Here is a 15,807-nt window from a genome sequence, read left to right as displayed (position 1 = left end):
CTGAGTCTAGACCGGGATCGTCAGAGCCCGGGGGCGCCCCAGATGGCGAGCCAGCGCTCCAGATCGGGCTCGATCGGCACGTCCTGCTCGATCAGCGCCCGCATCCGCAGCTCGGTGGGGTTGTCGCGGCGGCGCGCGGCCGTCGGATCGGGGACGAACGGGTAGAACGTGCCCCGCTTGAACAGGTACACCAGCGCCGACCGCTGCCCCTCGTGCTCGAACACCACGGTCGAGCACAGCATCGACGCGTCGAAGCCCTGCGCGGCCATCGTGGAGTTCACGGCGTGGAGGTCGGTGACCAGGCCCGAGACGTCGCCCGAGGGTCGCACGACCTCCAGCCAGGTGAACCCGAACTCGTCAGCGTGCATCTCGACCGTGGCGGTGGGGTCGGTGCGGATCATCTCCTGCGCCGACGCGATCACCTCGTCGTCGGCCCGGCCCTCGGCGTCGCGGAAGCAGACCGCGCCGTGCCCGCTGAAGGCGAACCCCTCGGCCTGGAGCGTGAGCGCCGCCTGCGGCACGGAGAACAGCACGTCGAGGTTGGCCTTCGGCGGCTTGGTGCGGCCGAGCAGCCCGTCGAGGAATCCCACGCTCAGTGCCTCTCGGTGAGGTCGGCGCCGATGCGGGCGAGCTGGTCGAGCCGGGCCTGCAGCGGCGGGTGCGTCGACATGAGGGCCTGCGCGGTGTCGCCCTTGAGCGCCGGCGCGATGAAGAAGGCGTTCATCGACTGCGCCTCGCGCAGGTCGGAGGTGGGGATGCGGCCCATGTCACCGGAGATCTTCACCAGTGCCGACGCCAGCTTGGACGGCCGGCCCGTGAGGTAGGAGCCGGAGCGGTCGGCACTGAGCTCGCGGTAGCGCGAGAGGGCCCGGGTGAGCAGGAAGCTGACGGCGGTGACGACGAGGCTGACCAGGACGATGACGATCATCGCCGGGCCGCTGTTCTTGTCGCGGCCGCCGCCGAACCACATGCCCCAGCGGGTGAGGAAGCCCGCCAGCAGGCCGAGCGACGACGCGACCGTCATCACCGAGACGTCGCGGTTGGCGACGTGCGCGAGCTCGTGCGCCAGGACGCCCTCCAGCTCGTCGGCGTCGAGGCGCTGCATGATGCCGGTGGTCACGCAGACCGCGGAGTGCTTCGGCGAGCGGCCGGTGGCGAACGCGTTCGGCATGTCGGTGACCGCGACGGCGACCCGCGGCTTCGGCATGTCGGCCAGCGCCACGAGGCGGTCGATCATCGCGTGCAGCTCGGGCGCCTGGTCGGGCGTCACCACGTGGGCGCCCATCGACTTCAGCGCGAGCGAGTCGGAGAAGTACCACTGGCCCCACGCCATGCCGAGCGTGATGAGCAGCGCCACCCACAGGCTGCCGGCGACCGAGATGAGCATCGCGCCGAACAGCACGTAGAGCAGGACCAGTCCCAGGCCGACCCCGCCCATCCGCAGGGTCAGCCCGCGGTCACTGCGAAATCTGGTGCGGGCCATGTCCGTCTCCCTCCACGGCGCGCGGCTCGGCGTCCACCGAGCCGAGGGCCTCGTCGAAGCGCCGCAGCAGCGCCTCGTCCTGCGACTCTCCCGGCCGGGCCAGGATGCCTTCGTTCATGAGCTCGTCGACGGCGTCGGCCGTCGCCTCCAGCTCGCGGGTGTGCCGCTCGGCGTCGGCCATGACGCGGCCGACCTCACCGGCCGTGGCGCCGATCCCGGCGGTGGCGCCGTGGATCTCGTTGCGGGCCTGGGCCGCCGAGTAGCGCGCGGCCAGCGTGTCCTTGCGGACCCGGAAGTCCTCGATCTGGCGCTCGATGGACGCCGCGGAGCTGATCAGCTGCTCCTCCTCCGAGCGCAGCTGGACGTGGCGGTCGTCGAGCTCGCCCGCGGCCTTCTCGAGCGCGACCTGGCGCTCGAGGGCCCGGCGGGCGCCGGCATCGTCGCCGCGAGCGACCGAGGCCTTGGCCTCGTCGTCGGCCGCCGCGATCTCACGGCGCAGCGAGGCGAGCTGGATCTCGACGCGCTTGCGGCTCGTGGCCACGTCGGCGACGCCGCGCCGTACCTGGGCCAGCAGCTTCGACTGGGTCCGGTAGGCCTCGTCGAGCCGCGCGCCGACCTCCTCGATGTCGGGTCCGTCGTTGCTCGCGGACCGCGACTTGAAGATGCGCGTGACACGTGTCCAGAACCCGCCCTCAGCCATGGCCCCACCCTAACCGTGCGCTCCAGCGCTCGCCCCGGCCTTGTAGGGTCGTCGGCGTGAACGACGCAGCCGACGAGACCCCCCAGCGCAAGGGTGGACCGACCCGCAGCCGCCGGGAGGCCGAGGCCGCCCGCAAGCAGCAGATGAAGCGTCCGCTGACGCGCCGCGAGCAGGCCGAGCGCGAGCGTCGCCGCCGCTCCGCCGCCCGCGACAAGCAGCGCGAGGCGCTCCTGGGCGGCGGCTCGACCGCTGACCTGCCGGCCCGCGACCGCGGCCCGGGCAAGGCGCTCGCCCGCGACGTCGTCGACCGCCGCCGCACGGTGGCCGAGTTCATGCTGCCGCTGCTCGTCGTCATCCTGGTCCTGAGCTTCTTCCCCGCGATGGCCGAAGTGGTCTTCTCCCTGTGGACCGTCACGATCTTCGCCACGCTCATCGACGAGATCTGGCTGATCACCGTGCTCAAGCGCGAGCTGAAGAAGCGCTTCACCCCAGCGGAGCGTCGCGGTGCGGTGCTCTACGCCGTCCTGCGCAGCACGCAGATCCGCCGCATGCGCCTGCCGAAGCCGGCGCTCGCGGTCGGCCAGCCGCTGCGCGAGCACTACTGAGCCGCGCGCGGCCGGATCACTCCGGTCGCAGGGACATCGGGCCGTAGACCTCGGTCCCGTCCTCCAGCAGGCGCACCTGCTCCACGCCGTCCTCGAGCAGGTCCTCGAAGGCCGTTCCGATCCACGACTCGGCCTCGCCGCGCTGGTCGAACTCCTCCGACGTGCCGACGGTCTCGCCGGCGCTGTTCTCGTACTGCCACGTGAAGCTCATGTCAGTCCTCCTTGGTGGACGGTTCGACGAACGGGGGCTTGGTCACCGTGAACTCCTGCTGACGGCCGCGCACGTCGACGGTGACCGTGTCGCCGTCGGCGACGGTGCGGTCGAGCAGCGCGAGGCCGATCCCCTGGCGCAGCGTGGGCGAGAAGGTGCCGGACGTGACCTCGCCGAGGACGCCGCCGTCCGCGGCGTGCACCGCCATGCCGGGTCGCGGGATGCCGCGTCCCTGGGCCAGCAGGCCGCGCAGGGTGCGCACCGTCTTCTCCTCGCGCTGGCGCTCGAGCGCCTCCTTGCCCCAGAACGTGGGCTTGGACCAGCCGACGGCCCAGCCGGCCCGCGCCATGACCGGCGAGACCTCCGCCGAGAGCTCGTGGCCGTGCAGCGGATAGCCCATCTCGGTGCGCAGCGTGTCGCGCGCGCCCAGGCCGCAGGCGCGGATGCCGAGCGACTCCCCCGCCGCCATGACGGCGTCCCACACCGGGACGACCTCCTCGGCGGCGACGACCAGCTCGTAGCCGCGCTCGCCCGTGTAGCCGGTGCGGCACACGGTCAGCTCGACGTCGTCGATCGTGCCCTTCGTGAAGGACATGTAGTCGTGGTCCGAGGGAAGCCCCAGCGCGTCGAGCAGCTCGTCGCTCAGCGGACCCTGGATCGCCAGGACGGCGAAGTCGCGGTGCTGGTTCTCGACCTCGATGCCCTCGGGAGCCGCGGCGCGGAGCCGGCGCACCACCTCGGCGGTGTTGGCGGCGTTGGGGATGAGGAAGACCTCGAACTCGCTGCGCAGGTAGGCGATGAGGTCGTCGACGGTGCCGCCGTCCTCGGAGCAGCACAGCGTGTACTGGGCCTTGCCCGGCGCGATCTTGCCCAGGTCGTTGGTCAGGCACCGGTTGACGAAGTCGACCGCCCCACTGCCGCGCACGAGCGCCTTGCCCAGGTGGCTCACGTCGAACAGGCCGACCGCCTCGCGGACGGCCTTGTGCTCGGCGAGCACCCCGCCGCCGGCGTACTCGAGGGGCATCGACCAGCCCCCGAACTCGGAGAACTTGGCGCCGAGGGCCTCGTGCCGTTGGTGCAGGGGCGACAGGAGCAGGACCATGCGAGCCAAACTACCGCTGACTAGAGTGACGGCATGTCCACGGTCCAGTTGCGTGCCACCCTGCCCACCGTCGATGCCGTCATCGCGCTCCTGCCCTCAGGTTCCGGCCTTCCGGACGGCATCCCCTGGAGCGCCTTCGGGTTCACCGGTGAGGCCGGCGACGTCGCTGTCGTGCCGAGCGGCGACGCCCAGCTGACCGCCTGGGTGGCCACGGCCGAGGCGCCCACCGCCGAGCAGCAGCGCCGCGCGGTGGCCAAGGGCCTGCGCTCCGTTCCCAAGGCGACCCGCGTGGGCATCGATCCGAGCCGCGTGGCCGAGGCCGACCTCGCCGCCATCGCCGAGGCCGCCGTCCTGGCGACCTACGCCTACCTCGACTACAAGGGCGACGAGGCGCGCCGCAAGACCACCCTCGTCGACACCGTCACGATCCTGAGCGCCGATGCCCGCAAGGCCGCCGCCAAGCGCCTCGTCGAGGACGCCGTCGTCATCGCGGAGGCCACCTGCGTGGCGCGCGACTGGGTCAACACTCCTCCCGGCGACCTGCGCCCGCCCTCGTTCGCCGACGCCATCAAGGCCGCCGCGCCGGCCGGCGTGCGCGTGCAGGTGTGGGACGAGAAGCGCCTCGCCAAGGAGAGCTGCGGCGGCATCCTCGGCGTGGGCGCCGGCTCGGACGCCCCGCCGCGCCTCGTGAAGCTCACGTACAACCCCGAGGGCGCCAAGACCCACCTGGCCCTGGTGGGCAAGGGCATCACCTTCGACTCGGGCGGACTCTCGCTCAAGCCGGGCGCCTCGATGATGACGATGAAGTGCGACATGGGCGGCGCGGCCGCGATCGTCGCCGCGACCACCGCCATCGCGCGGCTCGGCCTGCCCATCCGCGTCACGGCGTTCGCCTGCATCGCCGAGAACCTGCCCAGCGGCACCGCCACGCGTCCCGGCGACGTGCTGCGCATGCGCTCGGGTGCCACGGTCGAGGTCCACAACACCGACGCCGAGGGCCGCCTCGTGCTCGCCGACGGCCTCGCGCTCGCGGTGGAGGCCAAGCCCGACCACATCATCGACGTCGCCACGCTGACCGGCGCCGCCATGGTCGCCCTCGGCACCCGCACCACGGCCGTGCTCGGCAACGACGAGGCGCTCCAGGACCGCGTGCTCGGCGCCGCCGAGGTGGCCGGCGAGTCGATGTGGCGCCTGCCGATCACCGAGGAGATCGGTGCCGCCGTGAAGACCTCGTCGATCGCGGACCTGCGCCAGCACAACCCGAAGCCCTACGGCGGCACGATGTACGCCGCGGCGTTCCTGCGCGAGTTCGTCGCCGACGCCTCGTGGGCGCACCTCGACATCGCCGGTCCGGCGTTCAACGACGGCGCGGCCTTCGACTACACGCCCGTCGGCGGCACCGGCGCGGGCGTCCGCACGCTCGTCCACCTCGCCCGCGACCTCGGCTGACCGCGGTGTCGGCGTTCGACGACCTGCTGCACGCCGAGCGCGAGGGATCGGGCTCGGCCTCGGTCTCGGCAGCAGTCGTGCGGCACGGCAGCCTGCACTGGTCCGGCGCGGTCGGCACGCTCGACGGACGTGACGGCCCCGCGGCGACCCCCGCGACCCCGTACCGCATCGGCTCGATCACGAAGACGTTCGTCGCGGTGGAGGTCATGCGCCTGCGCGACGAGGGTCGGCTCGACCTCGCCGACCGCATCGATCGCCACCTGCCGGACGTGCCCTTCGGCCACGTGACGATCGCGCAGCTGCTCACCCACACCTCGGGTCTGCAGGCCGAGACCAACGGCCCCTGGTGGGAGCGCACGCCCGGCGGCGACTGGGACCAGCTGATCGCGTCCGGGCCGGCGCTCGTGCACACGCCCGGCACGCGCTTCCACTACTCGAACGTGGGCTTCGCCGTGCTGGGCCGCCTGGTGGAGGTGCTGCGCGGCACCTCGTGGTTCGAGGCGATCCGCACCGGAATCCTGGTGCCCCTCGGACTGCACGGCATCAGCCAGGAGCCGGGCGAGGGCGCCGCGACCGGGCTCTCACACCATCCGGCCGACGGCCGGCTCATGGTGGAGCCGCACCACGACGCCGGCGCCATGGCGCCGGCCGGTCAGCTGTGGTCGAGCGCGGAGGACCTCTCCCGCTGGGCGGCGTTCGCCGCGGGCGACACCGGGGGCGTGCTCGCGGAGTCGAGCTGGGCCGAGATGGTCGTGCCGCTGGCGGTCGACGACCGCCCGGGCGTGCCGTGGGCGACCGCGCAGGGACTCGGCTGGCGCATCTGGCCCGGCAACGGCACCGGCCGCCTCGTCGGTCACGGCGGATCGATGCCCGGCTTCCTCGCGACCGCGATCGCCGAGCCGGCGAGCGGCTGGGGCGTGGTGGTGCTCGCCAACGACACGCTGCACCTGGGCGACCTCGCCACCCGACTCCTCGACGCGGCCACCGCGCTCGACCCGCTAACCACCGAGACCGCCCCGGTCGAGCCGCCGGAGGACGTGGCAGCGCTCGTGGGCGACTGGTTCTGGGGACCGGTCCCCTACCGGCTCGAGCCGACGGCCGACGGCTTCCACCTCTCCGACGCGATGAACAACCGCCGCTCGCGGTTCGTTCGCGACGGCGACGGCTGGCGGGGGCTGGACACCTACTTCGCCGGCGAGCGCCTCGTCGTCCGCGACGACGGCGCCCTCGACCTGGCCACGTTCGTCCTCAGCCGCGAGCCCTACGACCCCGCCGTGGACCACCCCGGCGGCCTCGACCCCCGCGGCTGGCACTGAGTGCGGGTCTCGATACGCCGGCTCGTTCCTCGCCGCGCTACTCGACCAGCGGGCTCGGTGATCGAGTGACGGCGAGCGCAGCGAGACGTCGTATCGAGATCACGATGGGTCGCGACTAGAGGCCGAGCTTGCGGGCGGCCTGCTCCACCTGGTCCCAGCGGGCGCGGTCGCCACCGGTGCGGTCGGGGTGGGCCTTGCCGCGCGCGGCGCGCAGGACGCGCTCGAGGTCGGACTTCGAGGGGTTGCGGGGCAGCGGCTCGGTGCCGGCGATCGTCTCGAGCGTCATGATCGCGGCGAACTGGGCCGGGCTGTAGTCGCCGCGCTCCACCTCGACGCTGGTCTTCTTGGCGCTGGCGCGGGCGTTGTACTCGCGCATCCGCTGCGGGTAGCCCACGCGGTTCGCGTCGTAGAGCGGGATCTTGAGGCTGCGCGCGAGGTCGGCGGCGGCCTTCTCGTTCGGCACGCGGCGGCGGGTCCACTCCCCGTCGGCGGCCACGAACACCACGGTGGTCTGGGTGACCGTGGTCTTGGGCTCGACGAAGGCCTCGACCCCGGAGCGTGAGGTCGCGAACTCCCTCAGGGCGGCCAGATCGGCCCTGCTGGCGTCGCGATCGGACACGACGGCACCGGCTGAGGTGCGTCGACGGCGTTTGAACAGTCCCACGGCGCAATTCTGCCCGACCGCACCCACCCCCATCAGGAAGCGCGCGGAACCTACCCCGAAGTCACGTCCCGCGAGCCCTCCCCGGTGGCAGCCCTCACCGGACAGGTGACAAGATGACAGCAGACCACCTACCCGGAGGACATCGTGCCCGACGACGCACCCCATTCGTTCGACATCGTCATTCTCGGAGCCGGAAGCGGGGGCTACGCCTGTGCCCTGCGCGCCGTCCAGCTCGGCAAGACCGTTGCCATGATCGAGAAGGCCAAGGTGGGTGGCACGTGCCTCCACGAAGGCTGCATCCCCACCAAGGCGCTCCTGCACGCGGCCGAGGTCGCGCACGTCGCCAGTGAAGGTGACTCGATCGGCGTGCACACGTCGTTCGACGGCGTCGACATGACCAAGGTCAACGCCTACAAGCAGGGCGTCATCGACCGCCTCTACAAGGGCCTGACCGGCCTGGTGAAGTCCGGCGGCATCACCGTCATCGAGGGCGAGGGCAAGCTCGTCGACGCCAAGACCGTCGAGGTCGACGGCCAGCGCTACACCGGCACCAACGTCGTGCTCGCCACCGGCTCGGAGCCCCGCACGCTCGGGATCGAGATCGGCGGCCGCGTGATGACCAGCGACCAGGCCCTCAAGCTCGAGGAGGTCCCGAAGCGCGCCGTCATCATCGGCGGCAGCGTCATCGGCGTCGAGTTCGCCTCCGTCTGGAACCACTTCGGCGCCGAGGTCACCATCATCGAGGCGCTGCCCACGCTCGTCCCGCTGGAGGACCCGATCCTCAGCAAGGGCCTGGAGCGCGCCTTCCGCAAGCGCAAGATCGCCTTCAAGACCGGTGTGAAGTTCACCGGCGTCGAGCAGAACGACAACGGCGCGGTCGTCACGCTGGAGAACGGCGACACGATCGAGACCGACCTCGTCCTCGTGGCCGTCGGCCGCGGCCCCCGCTCGGCCGGCATGGGCTTCGAGGAGGCCGGCATCACCGTCGAGCGCGGTTGGGTGCCCACCGACGAGCGCCTGCGCACCAACGTCGACGGCGTCTACGCGGTCGGCGACCTCGTGCCCGGCCTGCAGCTGGCGCACCGCGGCTTCGCCCACGGCATCTTCGTCGCCGAGGAGATCGCGGGCCTGAGCCCGCGCCCGATCGTCGACGTGAACATCCCCCGCGTCACGTACTGCGAGCCCGAGCTCGCGTCGGTCGGCCTCACCGAGGCCCAGGCCAAGGACAAGCACGGCGAGGTCGAGACCGTCGAGTACAACCTCGCCGGCAACGGCAAGAGCCAGATCCTGCAGACCGCCGGTGTCGTCAAGGTGGTGCGCGAGAAGGACGGCCCGATCGTGGGCGTCCACATGCTCGGCGCGCGCATGGGCGAGCAGATCGGCGAGGCGACCCTCTGGGTGGGCTGGGAGGCCTACCCCGACGACGTCGCCGAGTTCATCCACGCCCACCCCACCCAGAACGAGTCCCTCGGCGAGGCTGCCCTCGCCCTGGCCGGCAAGCCGCTGCACTCGCACGCCTGAGAACCGAACAGGACACCCACATGGCAACCGAAGTCACCCTTCCCGCGCTCGGCGAGTCGGTCACCGAAGGCACCGTCACGCAGTGGCTGAAGGCCGTCGGCGACACGATCGAGATCGACGAGCCCCTGCTCGAGATCTCCACCGACAAGGTCGACACCGAGATCCCCTCCCCCGTCGCCGGCACGATCCTGGAGATCCGTGCCGAGGAGGACGACACCGTCGAGGTGGGCGCCGTGCTGGCGATCATCGGCGACGCTGACGAGTCGTCGTCCGACTCCGGCGACTCGGGTGAGTCGTCCGAGGCAGAGGCCGAGCCCGCCGCCGAGGAGCCCGCCGAGGCTGAGGAGGAGTCGCAGCCGGCTCCTGCCGAGGAGCCCGCCCCCGCCGAGGAGCCTGACGAGGAGGCCCCGGCCCCCGAGCCCGAGACCAAGCCCGCGTCGTCCGGCAGCACGAGCGGCCAGGCCGTCACACTGCCCGCGCTGGGAGAGTCCGTCACCGAGGGCACGGTCACGCAGTGGCTGAAGGCCGTCGGCGACACGGTCGAGGTCGACGAGCCGCTGCTCGAGATCTCCACCGACAAGGTCGACACCGAGATCCCGTCCCCGATCGCCGGCACGCTGCTGGAGATCAAGGTCGACGAGGACGAGACCGTCGAGGTCGGTGCCGAGCTCGCGATCATCGGCGAGGAGGGTGCGGCCCCCGCCGAGTCGGAGCCCGAGCCGGAGCCCGAGCCCGCGCAGGAGGAGGCCCCGGCCGAGGAGCCGAAGGCCGAGGAGTCCCAGCCCGAGCCCGAGCCGGAGCCCGAGCAGCCGAAGGCCGAGGAGCCCAAGGAAGAGCCGAAGGTCGAGGTCTCCGCGTCCTCCGACGCCGGTTCGTCCGAGGGCTACGTGACGCCGATCGTCCGCAAGCTGGCCAAGCAGCACGGCGTGGACCTGTCCACCGTCACCGGTTCCGGTGTCGGCGGCCGGATCCGCAAGCAGGACATCCTCGACGCGGCCGAGAAGAGCAAGGCCGCCGAGAAGCCCGCCGCCGAGAAGCCGGCTGCCGCCGCCGCGGCACCGTCGGCACCGGCGTCTCCGCTGCGCGGTCGCACCGACAAGCTCAGCCGCCTGCGCAAGACCATCGCCAACCGCATGGTCGAGTCGCTGCAGGTCGGGGCTCAGCTCACGCAGGTGCACGAGGTCGACGTCACCGAGGTCGTCCGCCTGCGCGCCCAGCACAAGGACGCGTTCCTGGAGCGTGAGGGCGTCAAGCTGACGTACCTGCCGTTCTTCGCGAAGGCGGCCATCGAGGCGCTCAAGCAGTACCCGCAGGTCAACGCGGCACTCGACCTCGAGGGCGGCACCGTCACGTACCCCGACGGCGAGCACCTGTCGATCGCGGTCGACACCGAGCGCGGCCTGCTGGCGCCCACGATCAAGGACGCCGGCGACCTCAACATCGCCGGTCTGGCCCGCAAGATCGCCGACATCGCCGATCGCACCCGGAACAACAAGATCCTTCCGGACGAGCTCTCCGGTGGCACGTTCTCGATCACGAACCTGGGCAGCAACGGGGCCCTGTTCGACACGCCGATCATCAACCAGCCGCAGGTCGCGATCCTGGGCGTCGGCTCGATCGTCAAGCGTCCGGTGGTCATCACCGACGCGAACGGCTCGGAGTCCATCGCGATCCGCTCGATGGCCTACCTGGCGCTCACGTACGACCACCGCATCATCGACGGTGCCGACGCGGGCCGCTTCCTGACCGCGATCAAGGAGCGGCTGCAGGCCGGCGCCTTCGAAGGCGAGCTGGGCTGAGCATGCGAGTCGTGATCGGGGGCGCGTCGGGGTTTCTCGGCGCGCCCCTGGTCCACCACCTACGCCAGCGCGGCCACGAGGTCACCACGCTGGTGCGGCGCACCGCGGGAGCCGGCGAGTCCTGGTGGAAGCCCTCCGAGGGCCTCATCGACCAGGACCTGATCGCCCAGGCCGACGCGGTCATCAACCTGTCCGGGTCGCCGATCTCGCAATGGCCCCGCACCCCGTCGCGCAAGCGCGAGATCCTCGCGTCCCGCCTCGGCGCCACCTCCACGCTCGCGCGCGCCGTCGCCGCCTCCCCCACGCCTCCGGCGTTCCTGTCGGGATCGGGGATGTCCTGGTACGGCGTCGACCGCGGTGACGAGGAGCTCGACGAGACCTCCGGACCCGGCACGGGATTCCTCGCCGACGTGGCCCAGCAGTGGGAGGCGGCGGCCGCTCCGGCGGTCGAGTCCGGCGCCCGCGTGGCCTACCTGCGCACGGCGATCGTGCTCGACAGGTCCGGCGGCGCGCTGAAGCTCATGCTGCTGCCGTTCCGGCTGGGCCTGGGCGCCCGGCTCGGCGACGGGCACCAGTACTTCTCCACGATCTCGCGTCGCGACTGGGTCTCGGCGGTGACGCACGTGCTCGAGGGCGACCTCAGCGGCCCGGTGAACCTCGCGATCCCCGACGACGTCACCAACCGCGACTTCACCCGCACGCTGGCCTCCACCGTGCACCGGCCGGCCGTGCTGGCCGCTCCGGCGTTCGCGATCCGGCTGGCCCTCGGAGGACTGGCCGACGACCTCCTCGGCTCCCTGCGGGTCCGTCCCGCGGCGCTGATGGCCGACCGGTTCTCCTTCGCCGACCCGGGCATCGACCGCGTGCTGCGCACGGCCCTCGGCCGCGGCGCCTGACTCAGCGCACCCGCACGATCCGCCACCAGCCGTCGCGGTGGGCGACCTCGACGATCCTGCGGTCCCACGCGTCGGCGGGCAGCGGGCGGCGCGTGCCGTCCGCGAGCACCGCCACCGTGGGGCCGAGCCGCTCGACCACCTCCACCCCATCGGCTCCGACCCGGCAGGAGGCCCGCACGGTGCGCGCGCCCTCGACGGTGATCCCGCGCTCGCGCCAGGAGCGCAGCCGCTCGACATCGGCCTCGTCGGTGCCCGGCACGTAGGCCCTGGCGAGCAGCTGCTCGTCGCTCGAGGTCCACGCGAGGGCACGCAGGGCGTCGAGCGCCGTGAGCGCGTCGCAGTGCCCCGTGAACGGCACGGCGAGGGCGGCGAGCGCCGCGATCCACTCCCCCATGACCGCAGCCTCGCGGGTGCCCGCGTGCCGTGTCGACTCGTGGTCCACAGCCCTGCCACGATGGACCGGTGGCGACCATCCGCGCGGCGATCCCGGCCGACCTCCCGGCGATCCTCGACATCCACAACGAGGCCATCGAGAACACCACGGCGATCTGGGACGAGACGCCGGTCGATCTCGCCGATCGCGTGCACTGGTACGAGACCCGCGTCCGCGCGGGTCACCCGGTGCTGGTTGCCGACGTGCACGGTGAGGTGGCCGGCTACGCCAGCTACGGGACGTTCCGCCCCCGCGAGTCCTACCGGCACACGGTCGAGAACGCCGTCTACGTCCACCCCGACCACCGGCGCCGCGGGATCGCCCGTGAGCTCATGGTGGCGCTGCTGGGGCACGCCTGCGACGCGCCCGACGTCCACGTCGTGCTGGCGCTCATCGAGTCGGGGAACTCGGTGTCGATCGAGCTGCACGAGGACCTCGGGTTCGAGCAGACCGGGCGCCTCGAGGAGGTCGGTCGCAAGTTCGACCGCTGGCTCGACCTGACCATCCTGCGCCGCGTCGTAGGCTGACCCCGTGCGCTACCTCCAGGACTGGTACGGCGACGCCGCGATCGACTACACGCAGGCGTGGCAGCTCCAGCGCGACCTGCACGCCGATCGCGTGGCCGACCGCATCGAGGACACGGCCCTGCTGCTGGAGCACCCGCCGGTGTACACCGCGGGCCGGCGCACCGAGCCCCACGAGCGTCCGCAGGACGGCACGCCCGTCGTCGACGTCGACCGCGGAGGCAAGATCACGTTCCACGGCCCCGGCCAGCTGGTGGGCTACCCGATCGTGAAGCTGCCCTCGCACGTGCTGGTCGTCGACTACGTCCGTCGCATCGAGGAGGCGCTGATCCGCTCGCTGTCCGACCACGGCCTGGCCACCGGCCGCGTGCCGGGGCGGTCGGGCGTGTGGCTGCCCGAGACCGCGGGTCGCCCTGAGCGCAAGATCGCCGCGATCGGCATCCGCGTCTCGCGCGGCGTGGCGATGCACGGCTTCAGCCTCAACTGCGACGTCGACCTCGGTTGGTACGACCGCTTCGTCCCGTGCGGGATCGCCGACGCGGGCGTGACCTCGCTCGACCGCGAGATCGGCCGCGACGCCGCCCCGCGCGACGTGGCGCCCACCGTCATCGCCCACCTCGACGACCTGCTGACGTGGCGCACCTACGAGCCCTCCCCCGACATCGACCGCGTCGAGCACGCGGCAGTCCCGCTGCTCTGATCACCGGACGCCACGTAGGGTGGTCACCGTGACCATCGCTCCCGAAGGACGCAAGATGTTGCGGCTCGAGGTCCGCAACGCCGAGACCCCCATCGAGAAGAAGCCCGCGTGGATCAAGACGCGCGCCAAGATGGGGCCGGAGTACAACGAGCTGATGAAGCTCGTGAAGAGCGAGGGCCTGCACACGGTCTGTCAGGAAGCCGGCTGTCCCAACATCTTCGAGTGCTGGGAGGACCGCGAGGCCACCTTCCTCATCGGCGGTGAGCAGTGCACCCGCCGCTGCGACTTCTGCCAGATCGACACGGGCAAGCCCTCCGACCTCGATCGCGACGAGCCCCGCCGCGTGGCCGAGAGCGTTCGCACGATGGAGCTGAAGTACGCCACCATCACCGGCGTCGCCCGCGACGACCTGCCCGACGGAGGTGCTTGGCTCTACGCCGAGACCGTGCGCAAGATCCACGAGCTCAACCCGGGCACCGGCGTGGAGAACCTGATCCCCGACTTCAACGGCATCCCCGAGCTGCTCACCGAGGTCTTCGAGTCGCGTCCCGAGGTTCTCGCGCACAACGTCGAGACCGTGCCGCGCATCTTCAAGCGCATCCGCCCGGCGTTCCGCTACGAGCGCTCGCTCGACGTGCTGACGCAGGCGCGGGCCTTCGGCCTGGTCACGAAGTCGAACCTGATCCTGGGCCTGGGCGAGACGCGCGAGGAGGTCTCGCAGGCGCTGCGCGACCTTCACGCGGCCGGCTGCGAGCTGATCACGATCACGCAGTACCTGCGTCCGTCGGCCCGTCACCACCCCGTCGAGCGGTGGGTCAAGCCCGAGGAGTTCGTCGAGCTGCAGCAGGAGGCCGACGAGATCGGATTCTCCGGTGTGATGTCCGGACCGCTCGTCCGTTCGTCCTACCGCGCGGGAAGGCTCTACCAGCAGGCCATGGACGCTCGGGCCTGACGTAGAATCGGGCTCATGTCCAGCCCCGCTCCCGCAGCACCCGCCGGACGCATCGCGCAGCTGCGCAATGCGTACCAGATGACCAAGCGGACGCAGCCGCGTCTCGGCCTGCTCCTGCTCGGTGTCTTCGTGCTCTCCGCCGCCGCCATGGCGACGCTGTCCCTGTTCATCCTCGGGACCTGGTGGCTGGGCATCATCATCACGGTCCTGCTCTCGCTGACCACCGCTCTGCTGGTCACGATGATCGTGTTCGGCAAGCGCGCCGAGAAGTCGATGTACGAGCAGGCCGAGGGCCAGCTGGGCGCCGGCGCGGGTGCGCTGCAGATGCTGCGCCGCGGCTGGGACGTCAAGCCGGCCGTCGGCTTCACGAAGCAGCAGGACGTGGTGCACCGCCTCGTCGGCCGTCCCGGCGTCGTCCTCGTGGGTGAGGGCCAGCACGCCCGTGTGAGCAACCTGCTCGGCTCCGAGGTCAAGAAGCACCGCCGGATCGTCGGCGAGGGCGTCCCGATCACGACGCTGATCGTCGGCCGCGGCGAGGGCGAGGTGCCCCTGCCCCAGCTGGTGAAGCGGGTCAAGAAGCTGAAGAAGGCGATCAAGCCCGCGCAGCAGACCGACGTGCTCTACAAGCTGAAGGCGCTCGACGCGATGCGTCCGGCCGCCCCGATGCCGCGCGGCCCGGTGCCCACCAGCACCAAGGGCGCCCGCAAGATGATGCGCGGCTGACCCAGCCTCCGCTCAGCGCCCGCCACTCGTCGAGTGGCGGGCGTTGTTGCGCCTGTCGGTGATCGAGTAGCGGCGAGCGCAGCGAGACTGGGGGCACCTCCCGCTTGCGGGGGAGTATCGAGATCAACCGGCCTAGGCAGGCTCACGCCTTGACGACCTTGCTGCCTGCGGCGAGGTCGTGCAGGCCGCGCTTGTCGTCGGTCATCACGATCGCCGGGATCACGAGGCTCAGCAGCACGGTGCGCAGCAGCGCCCGCAGCACGCCGATCGGGCGGCCGTCGGGGTTGATCAGCCGCAGGCCCATGATGCGCTTGCCGATCGAGAACCCGGTGAGCCCGACGAGGATCGCGACCTCGACGACGAACACGCCGTTGATGATCAGCTGGTCGCGGATGCCGTCGGGCGGGAACCGCACACCCGTCCACCCGAACAGCGCCACGGCGGAGAACGAGGCGATCACCCAGTCGATCAGCAGCGCCACCAGGCGCCGCCCGAGGGACGGCTCGTCGAAGGTCTCGGTCACGGTCCCAGCCTAGGCAGCGGCACCGCCCTCGGCTTCGACGCCTACGGTCTCGCGCCCGGATCGCGGCAGGAGCAGGCAGTCCTACGCCGGCGGAACCAGCAACAACAACGACGAGCAACAGGTCAACTCCTCGACGAGGGAGACGAGTTTCTTGTCGAATCGCCAGCCCGACGAGTCCGGAACCCCGTGCCTAGGTCGCTGAGTTG

General features: G+C 71.6%; 18 protein-coding genes. 10 read left to right on the top strand and 8 right to left on the bottom strand.

Annotated features, from left to right (window positions below; all coding sequences use genetic code 11):
• Positions 1-20: 20 nt before the first annotated feature.
• The 3 genes from pspAB to B5D60_RS13735 are packed head-to-tail and all read right to left on the bottom strand — an operon-like array spanning position 21 to position 2,183.
• Positions 21-590 (bottom strand): PspA-associated protein PspAB, encoded by a 570-nt coding sequence (gene pspAB / locus B5D60_RS13745; protein ID WP_078700686.1) that lies wholly within the window; start codon positions 588-590, stop codon positions 21-23.
• Positions 591-592: 2 nt separating this feature from the next.
• On the bottom strand, positions 593-1,483 hold the full coding sequence (gene htpX / locus B5D60_RS13740) for a zinc metalloprotease HtpX (protein ID WP_078700685.1): 891 nt from the start codon (positions 1,481-1,483) through the stop codon (positions 593-595).
• Positions 1,458-2,183 carry a PspA/IM30 family protein gene (locus B5D60_RS13735; RefSeq protein ID WP_078700684.1) on the bottom strand — a complete coding sequence of 242 codons (726 nt, stop codon included), beginning with the start codon at positions 2,181-2,183 and terminating at the stop codon, positions 1,458-1,460. The genes htpX and B5D60_RS13735 overlap by 26 nt, the downstream gene beginning before the upstream one ends.
• 56 nt (positions 2,184-2,239) lie before the next feature.
• Here B5D60_RS13735 and B5D60_RS13730 point away from each other — a divergent pair, with 56 nt between their 5' ends.
• Positions 2,240-2,788, top strand: a complete 549-nt coding sequence (locus tag B5D60_RS13730) for a DUF3043 domain-containing protein (protein WP_172806368.1) — start codon at positions 2,240-2,242, stop codon at positions 2,786-2,788.
• A gap of 16 nt (positions 2,789-2,804) precedes the next feature.
• Here the strand turns inward: B5D60_RS13730 and B5D60_RS13725 are convergent, their stop codons facing one another.
• Together B5D60_RS13725 and gcvT are read right to left on the bottom strand one after the other, a co-directional pair.
• Positions 2,805-2,999, bottom strand: coding sequence for a hypothetical protein (locus tag B5D60_RS13725; RefSeq protein ID WP_078700683.1), 195 nt, complete (start codon positions 2,997-2,999; stop codon positions 2,805-2,807).
• Between the two features lies 1 nt (position 3,000).
• Complete coding sequence (gene gcvT / locus B5D60_RS13720) at positions 3,001-4,101, bottom strand: glycine cleavage system aminomethyltransferase GcvT (RefSeq protein WP_078700682.1); 1,101 nt, start codon at positions 4,099-4,101, stop codon at positions 3,001-3,003.
• 33 nt (positions 4,102-4,134) lie between these two features.
• Here gcvT and B5D60_RS13715 point away from each other — a divergent pair, with 33 nt between their 5' ends.
• Positions 4,135-5,550 carry a leucyl aminopeptidase gene (locus B5D60_RS13715; protein ID WP_078700681.1) on the top strand — a complete coding sequence of 472 codons (1,416 nt, stop codon included), beginning with the start codon at positions 4,135-4,137 and terminating at the stop codon, positions 5,548-5,550.
• A 5-nt stretch (positions 5,551-5,555) separates the two neighbouring features.
• Positions 5,556-6,866 carry a serine hydrolase domain-containing protein gene (locus tag B5D60_RS13710; protein WP_172806367.1) on the top strand — a complete coding sequence of 437 codons (1,311 nt, stop codon included), beginning with the start codon at positions 5,556-5,558 and terminating at the stop codon, positions 6,864-6,866.
• A 115-nt stretch (positions 6,867-6,981) separates the two neighbouring features.
• Here the strand turns inward: B5D60_RS13710 and B5D60_RS17305 are convergent, their stop codons facing one another.
• Positions 6,982-7,530 (bottom strand): hypothetical protein, encoded by a 549-nt coding sequence (locus tag B5D60_RS17305; protein WP_197684326.1) that lies wholly within the window; start codon positions 7,528-7,530, stop codon positions 6,982-6,984.
• 144 nt (positions 7,531-7,674) lie between these two features.
• Between B5D60_RS17305 and lpdA the strand changes: the two genes are divergently transcribed.
• Genes lpdA through B5D60_RS13690 form a run of 3 tightly spaced genes read left to right on the top strand, consistent with a single transcriptional unit; the run spans position 7,675 to position 11,746 of the window.
• Complete coding sequence (gene lpdA / locus B5D60_RS13700; RefSeq protein ID WP_078700680.1) at positions 7,675-9,051, top strand: dihydrolipoyl dehydrogenase; 1,377 nt, start codon at positions 7,675-7,677, stop codon at positions 9,049-9,051.
• Positions 9,052-9,071: 20 nt separating this feature from the next.
• Complete coding sequence (sucB, locus tag B5D60_RS13695; RefSeq protein WP_078700679.1) at positions 9,072-10,850, top strand: 2-oxoglutarate dehydrogenase, E2 component, dihydrolipoamide succinyltransferase; 1,779 nt, start codon at positions 9,072-9,074, stop codon at positions 10,848-10,850.
• A gap of 2 nt (positions 10,851-10,852) precedes the next feature.
• Positions 10,853-11,746, top strand: a complete 894-nt coding sequence (locus B5D60_RS13690) for a TIGR01777 family oxidoreductase (protein WP_078700678.1) — start codon at positions 10,853-10,855, stop codon at positions 11,744-11,746.
• Position 11,747: 1 nt separating this feature from the next.
• On the opposite strand, the gene B5D60_RS13685 is transcribed toward B5D60_RS13690, so the two are convergent.
• Complete coding sequence (locus tag B5D60_RS13685; protein WP_153303027.1) at positions 11,748-12,140, bottom strand: hypothetical protein; 393 nt, start codon at positions 12,138-12,140, stop codon at positions 11,748-11,750.
• A 68-nt stretch (positions 12,141-12,208) separates the two neighbouring features.
• Between B5D60_RS13685 and B5D60_RS13680 the strand changes: the two genes are divergently transcribed.
• From B5D60_RS13680 to B5D60_RS13665, 4 genes are read left to right on the top strand one after another with little or no spacing between them, the layout of a single operon-like run.
• A complete protein-coding gene (locus B5D60_RS13680; RefSeq protein ID WP_078700676.1) occupies positions 12,209-12,706 on the top strand; it encodes a GNAT family N-acetyltransferase in 498 nt (165 codons plus the stop codon).
• 4 nt (positions 12,707-12,710) lie between these two features.
• A complete protein-coding gene (gene lipB / locus B5D60_RS13675; RefSeq protein ID WP_078700675.1) occupies positions 12,711-13,403 on the top strand; it encodes a lipoyl(octanoyl) transferase LipB in 693 nt (230 codons plus the stop codon).
• Between the two features lie 55 nt (positions 13,404-13,458).
• Complete coding sequence (lipA, locus tag B5D60_RS13670) at positions 13,459-14,355, top strand: lipoyl synthase (RefSeq protein WP_078701445.1); 897 nt, start codon at positions 13,459-13,461, stop codon at positions 14,353-14,355.
• Positions 14,356-14,370: 15 nt separating this feature from the next.
• Complete coding sequence (locus B5D60_RS13665; RefSeq protein ID WP_078700674.1) at positions 14,371-15,078, top strand: DUF4191 domain-containing protein; 708 nt, start codon at positions 14,371-14,373, stop codon at positions 15,076-15,078.
• 142 nt (positions 15,079-15,220) lie between these two features.
• On the opposite strand, the gene B5D60_RS13660 is transcribed toward B5D60_RS13665, so the two are convergent.
• Positions 15,221-15,601, bottom strand: a complete 381-nt coding sequence (locus B5D60_RS13660) for an RDD family protein (protein WP_078700673.1) — start codon at positions 15,599-15,601, stop codon at positions 15,221-15,223.
• Between the last annotated feature and the right edge of the window lie 206 nt (positions 15,602-15,807).

This window comes from Aeromicrobium choanae, from assembly GCF_900167475.1.
Lineage (GTDB): Bacteria > Actinomycetota > Actinomycetes > Propionibacteriales > Nocardioidaceae > Aeromicrobium > Aeromicrobium choanae.
The sequence above is the reverse complement of the archived record's forward strand: the minus strand, read 5'-3'. Positions and strand labels throughout refer to the sequence as shown.

Bases quoted from the DNA above. Each gene is read 5' to 3' on its own strand.
- htpX (WP_078700685.1), bottom strand. From the start codon at position 1,483: ATGGCCCGCACCAGATTTCGCAGTGACCGCGGGCTGACCCTGCGGATG.
- B5D60_RS13735 (WP_078700684.1), bottom strand. From the start codon at position 2,183: ATGGCTGAGGGCGGGTTCTGGACACGTGTCACGCGCATCTTCAAGTCG.
- B5D60_RS13725 (WP_078700683.1), bottom strand. From the start codon at position 2,999: ATGAGCTTCACGTGGCAGTACGAGAACAGCGCCGGCGAGACCGTCGGC.
- gcvT (WP_078700682.1), bottom strand. From the start codon at position 4,101: ATGGTCCTGCTCCTGTCGCCCCTGCACCAACGGCACGAGGCCCTCGGC.
- B5D60_RS13715 (WP_078700681.1), top strand. From the start codon at position 4,135: ATGTCCACGGTCCAGTTGCGTGCCACCCTGCCCACCGTCGATGCCGTC.
- sucB (WP_078700679.1), top strand. From the start codon at position 9,072: ATGGCAACCGAAGTCACCCTTCCCGCGCTCGGCGAGTCGGTCACCGAA.
- B5D60_RS13690 (WP_078700678.1), top strand. From the start codon at position 10,853: ATGCGAGTCGTGATCGGGGGCGCGTCGGGGTTTCTCGGCGCGCCCCTG.
- B5D60_RS13685 (WP_153303027.1), bottom strand. From the start codon at position 12,140: ATGGGGGAGTGGATCGCGGCGCTCGCCGCCCTCGCCGTGCCGTTCACG.
- lipA (WP_078701445.1), top strand. From the start codon at position 13,459: ATGTTGCGGCTCGAGGTCCGCAACGCCGAGACCCCCATCGAGAAGAAG.
- B5D60_RS13665 (WP_078700674.1), top strand. From the start codon at position 14,371: ATGTCCAGCCCCGCTCCCGCAGCACCCGCCGGACGCATCGCGCAGCTG.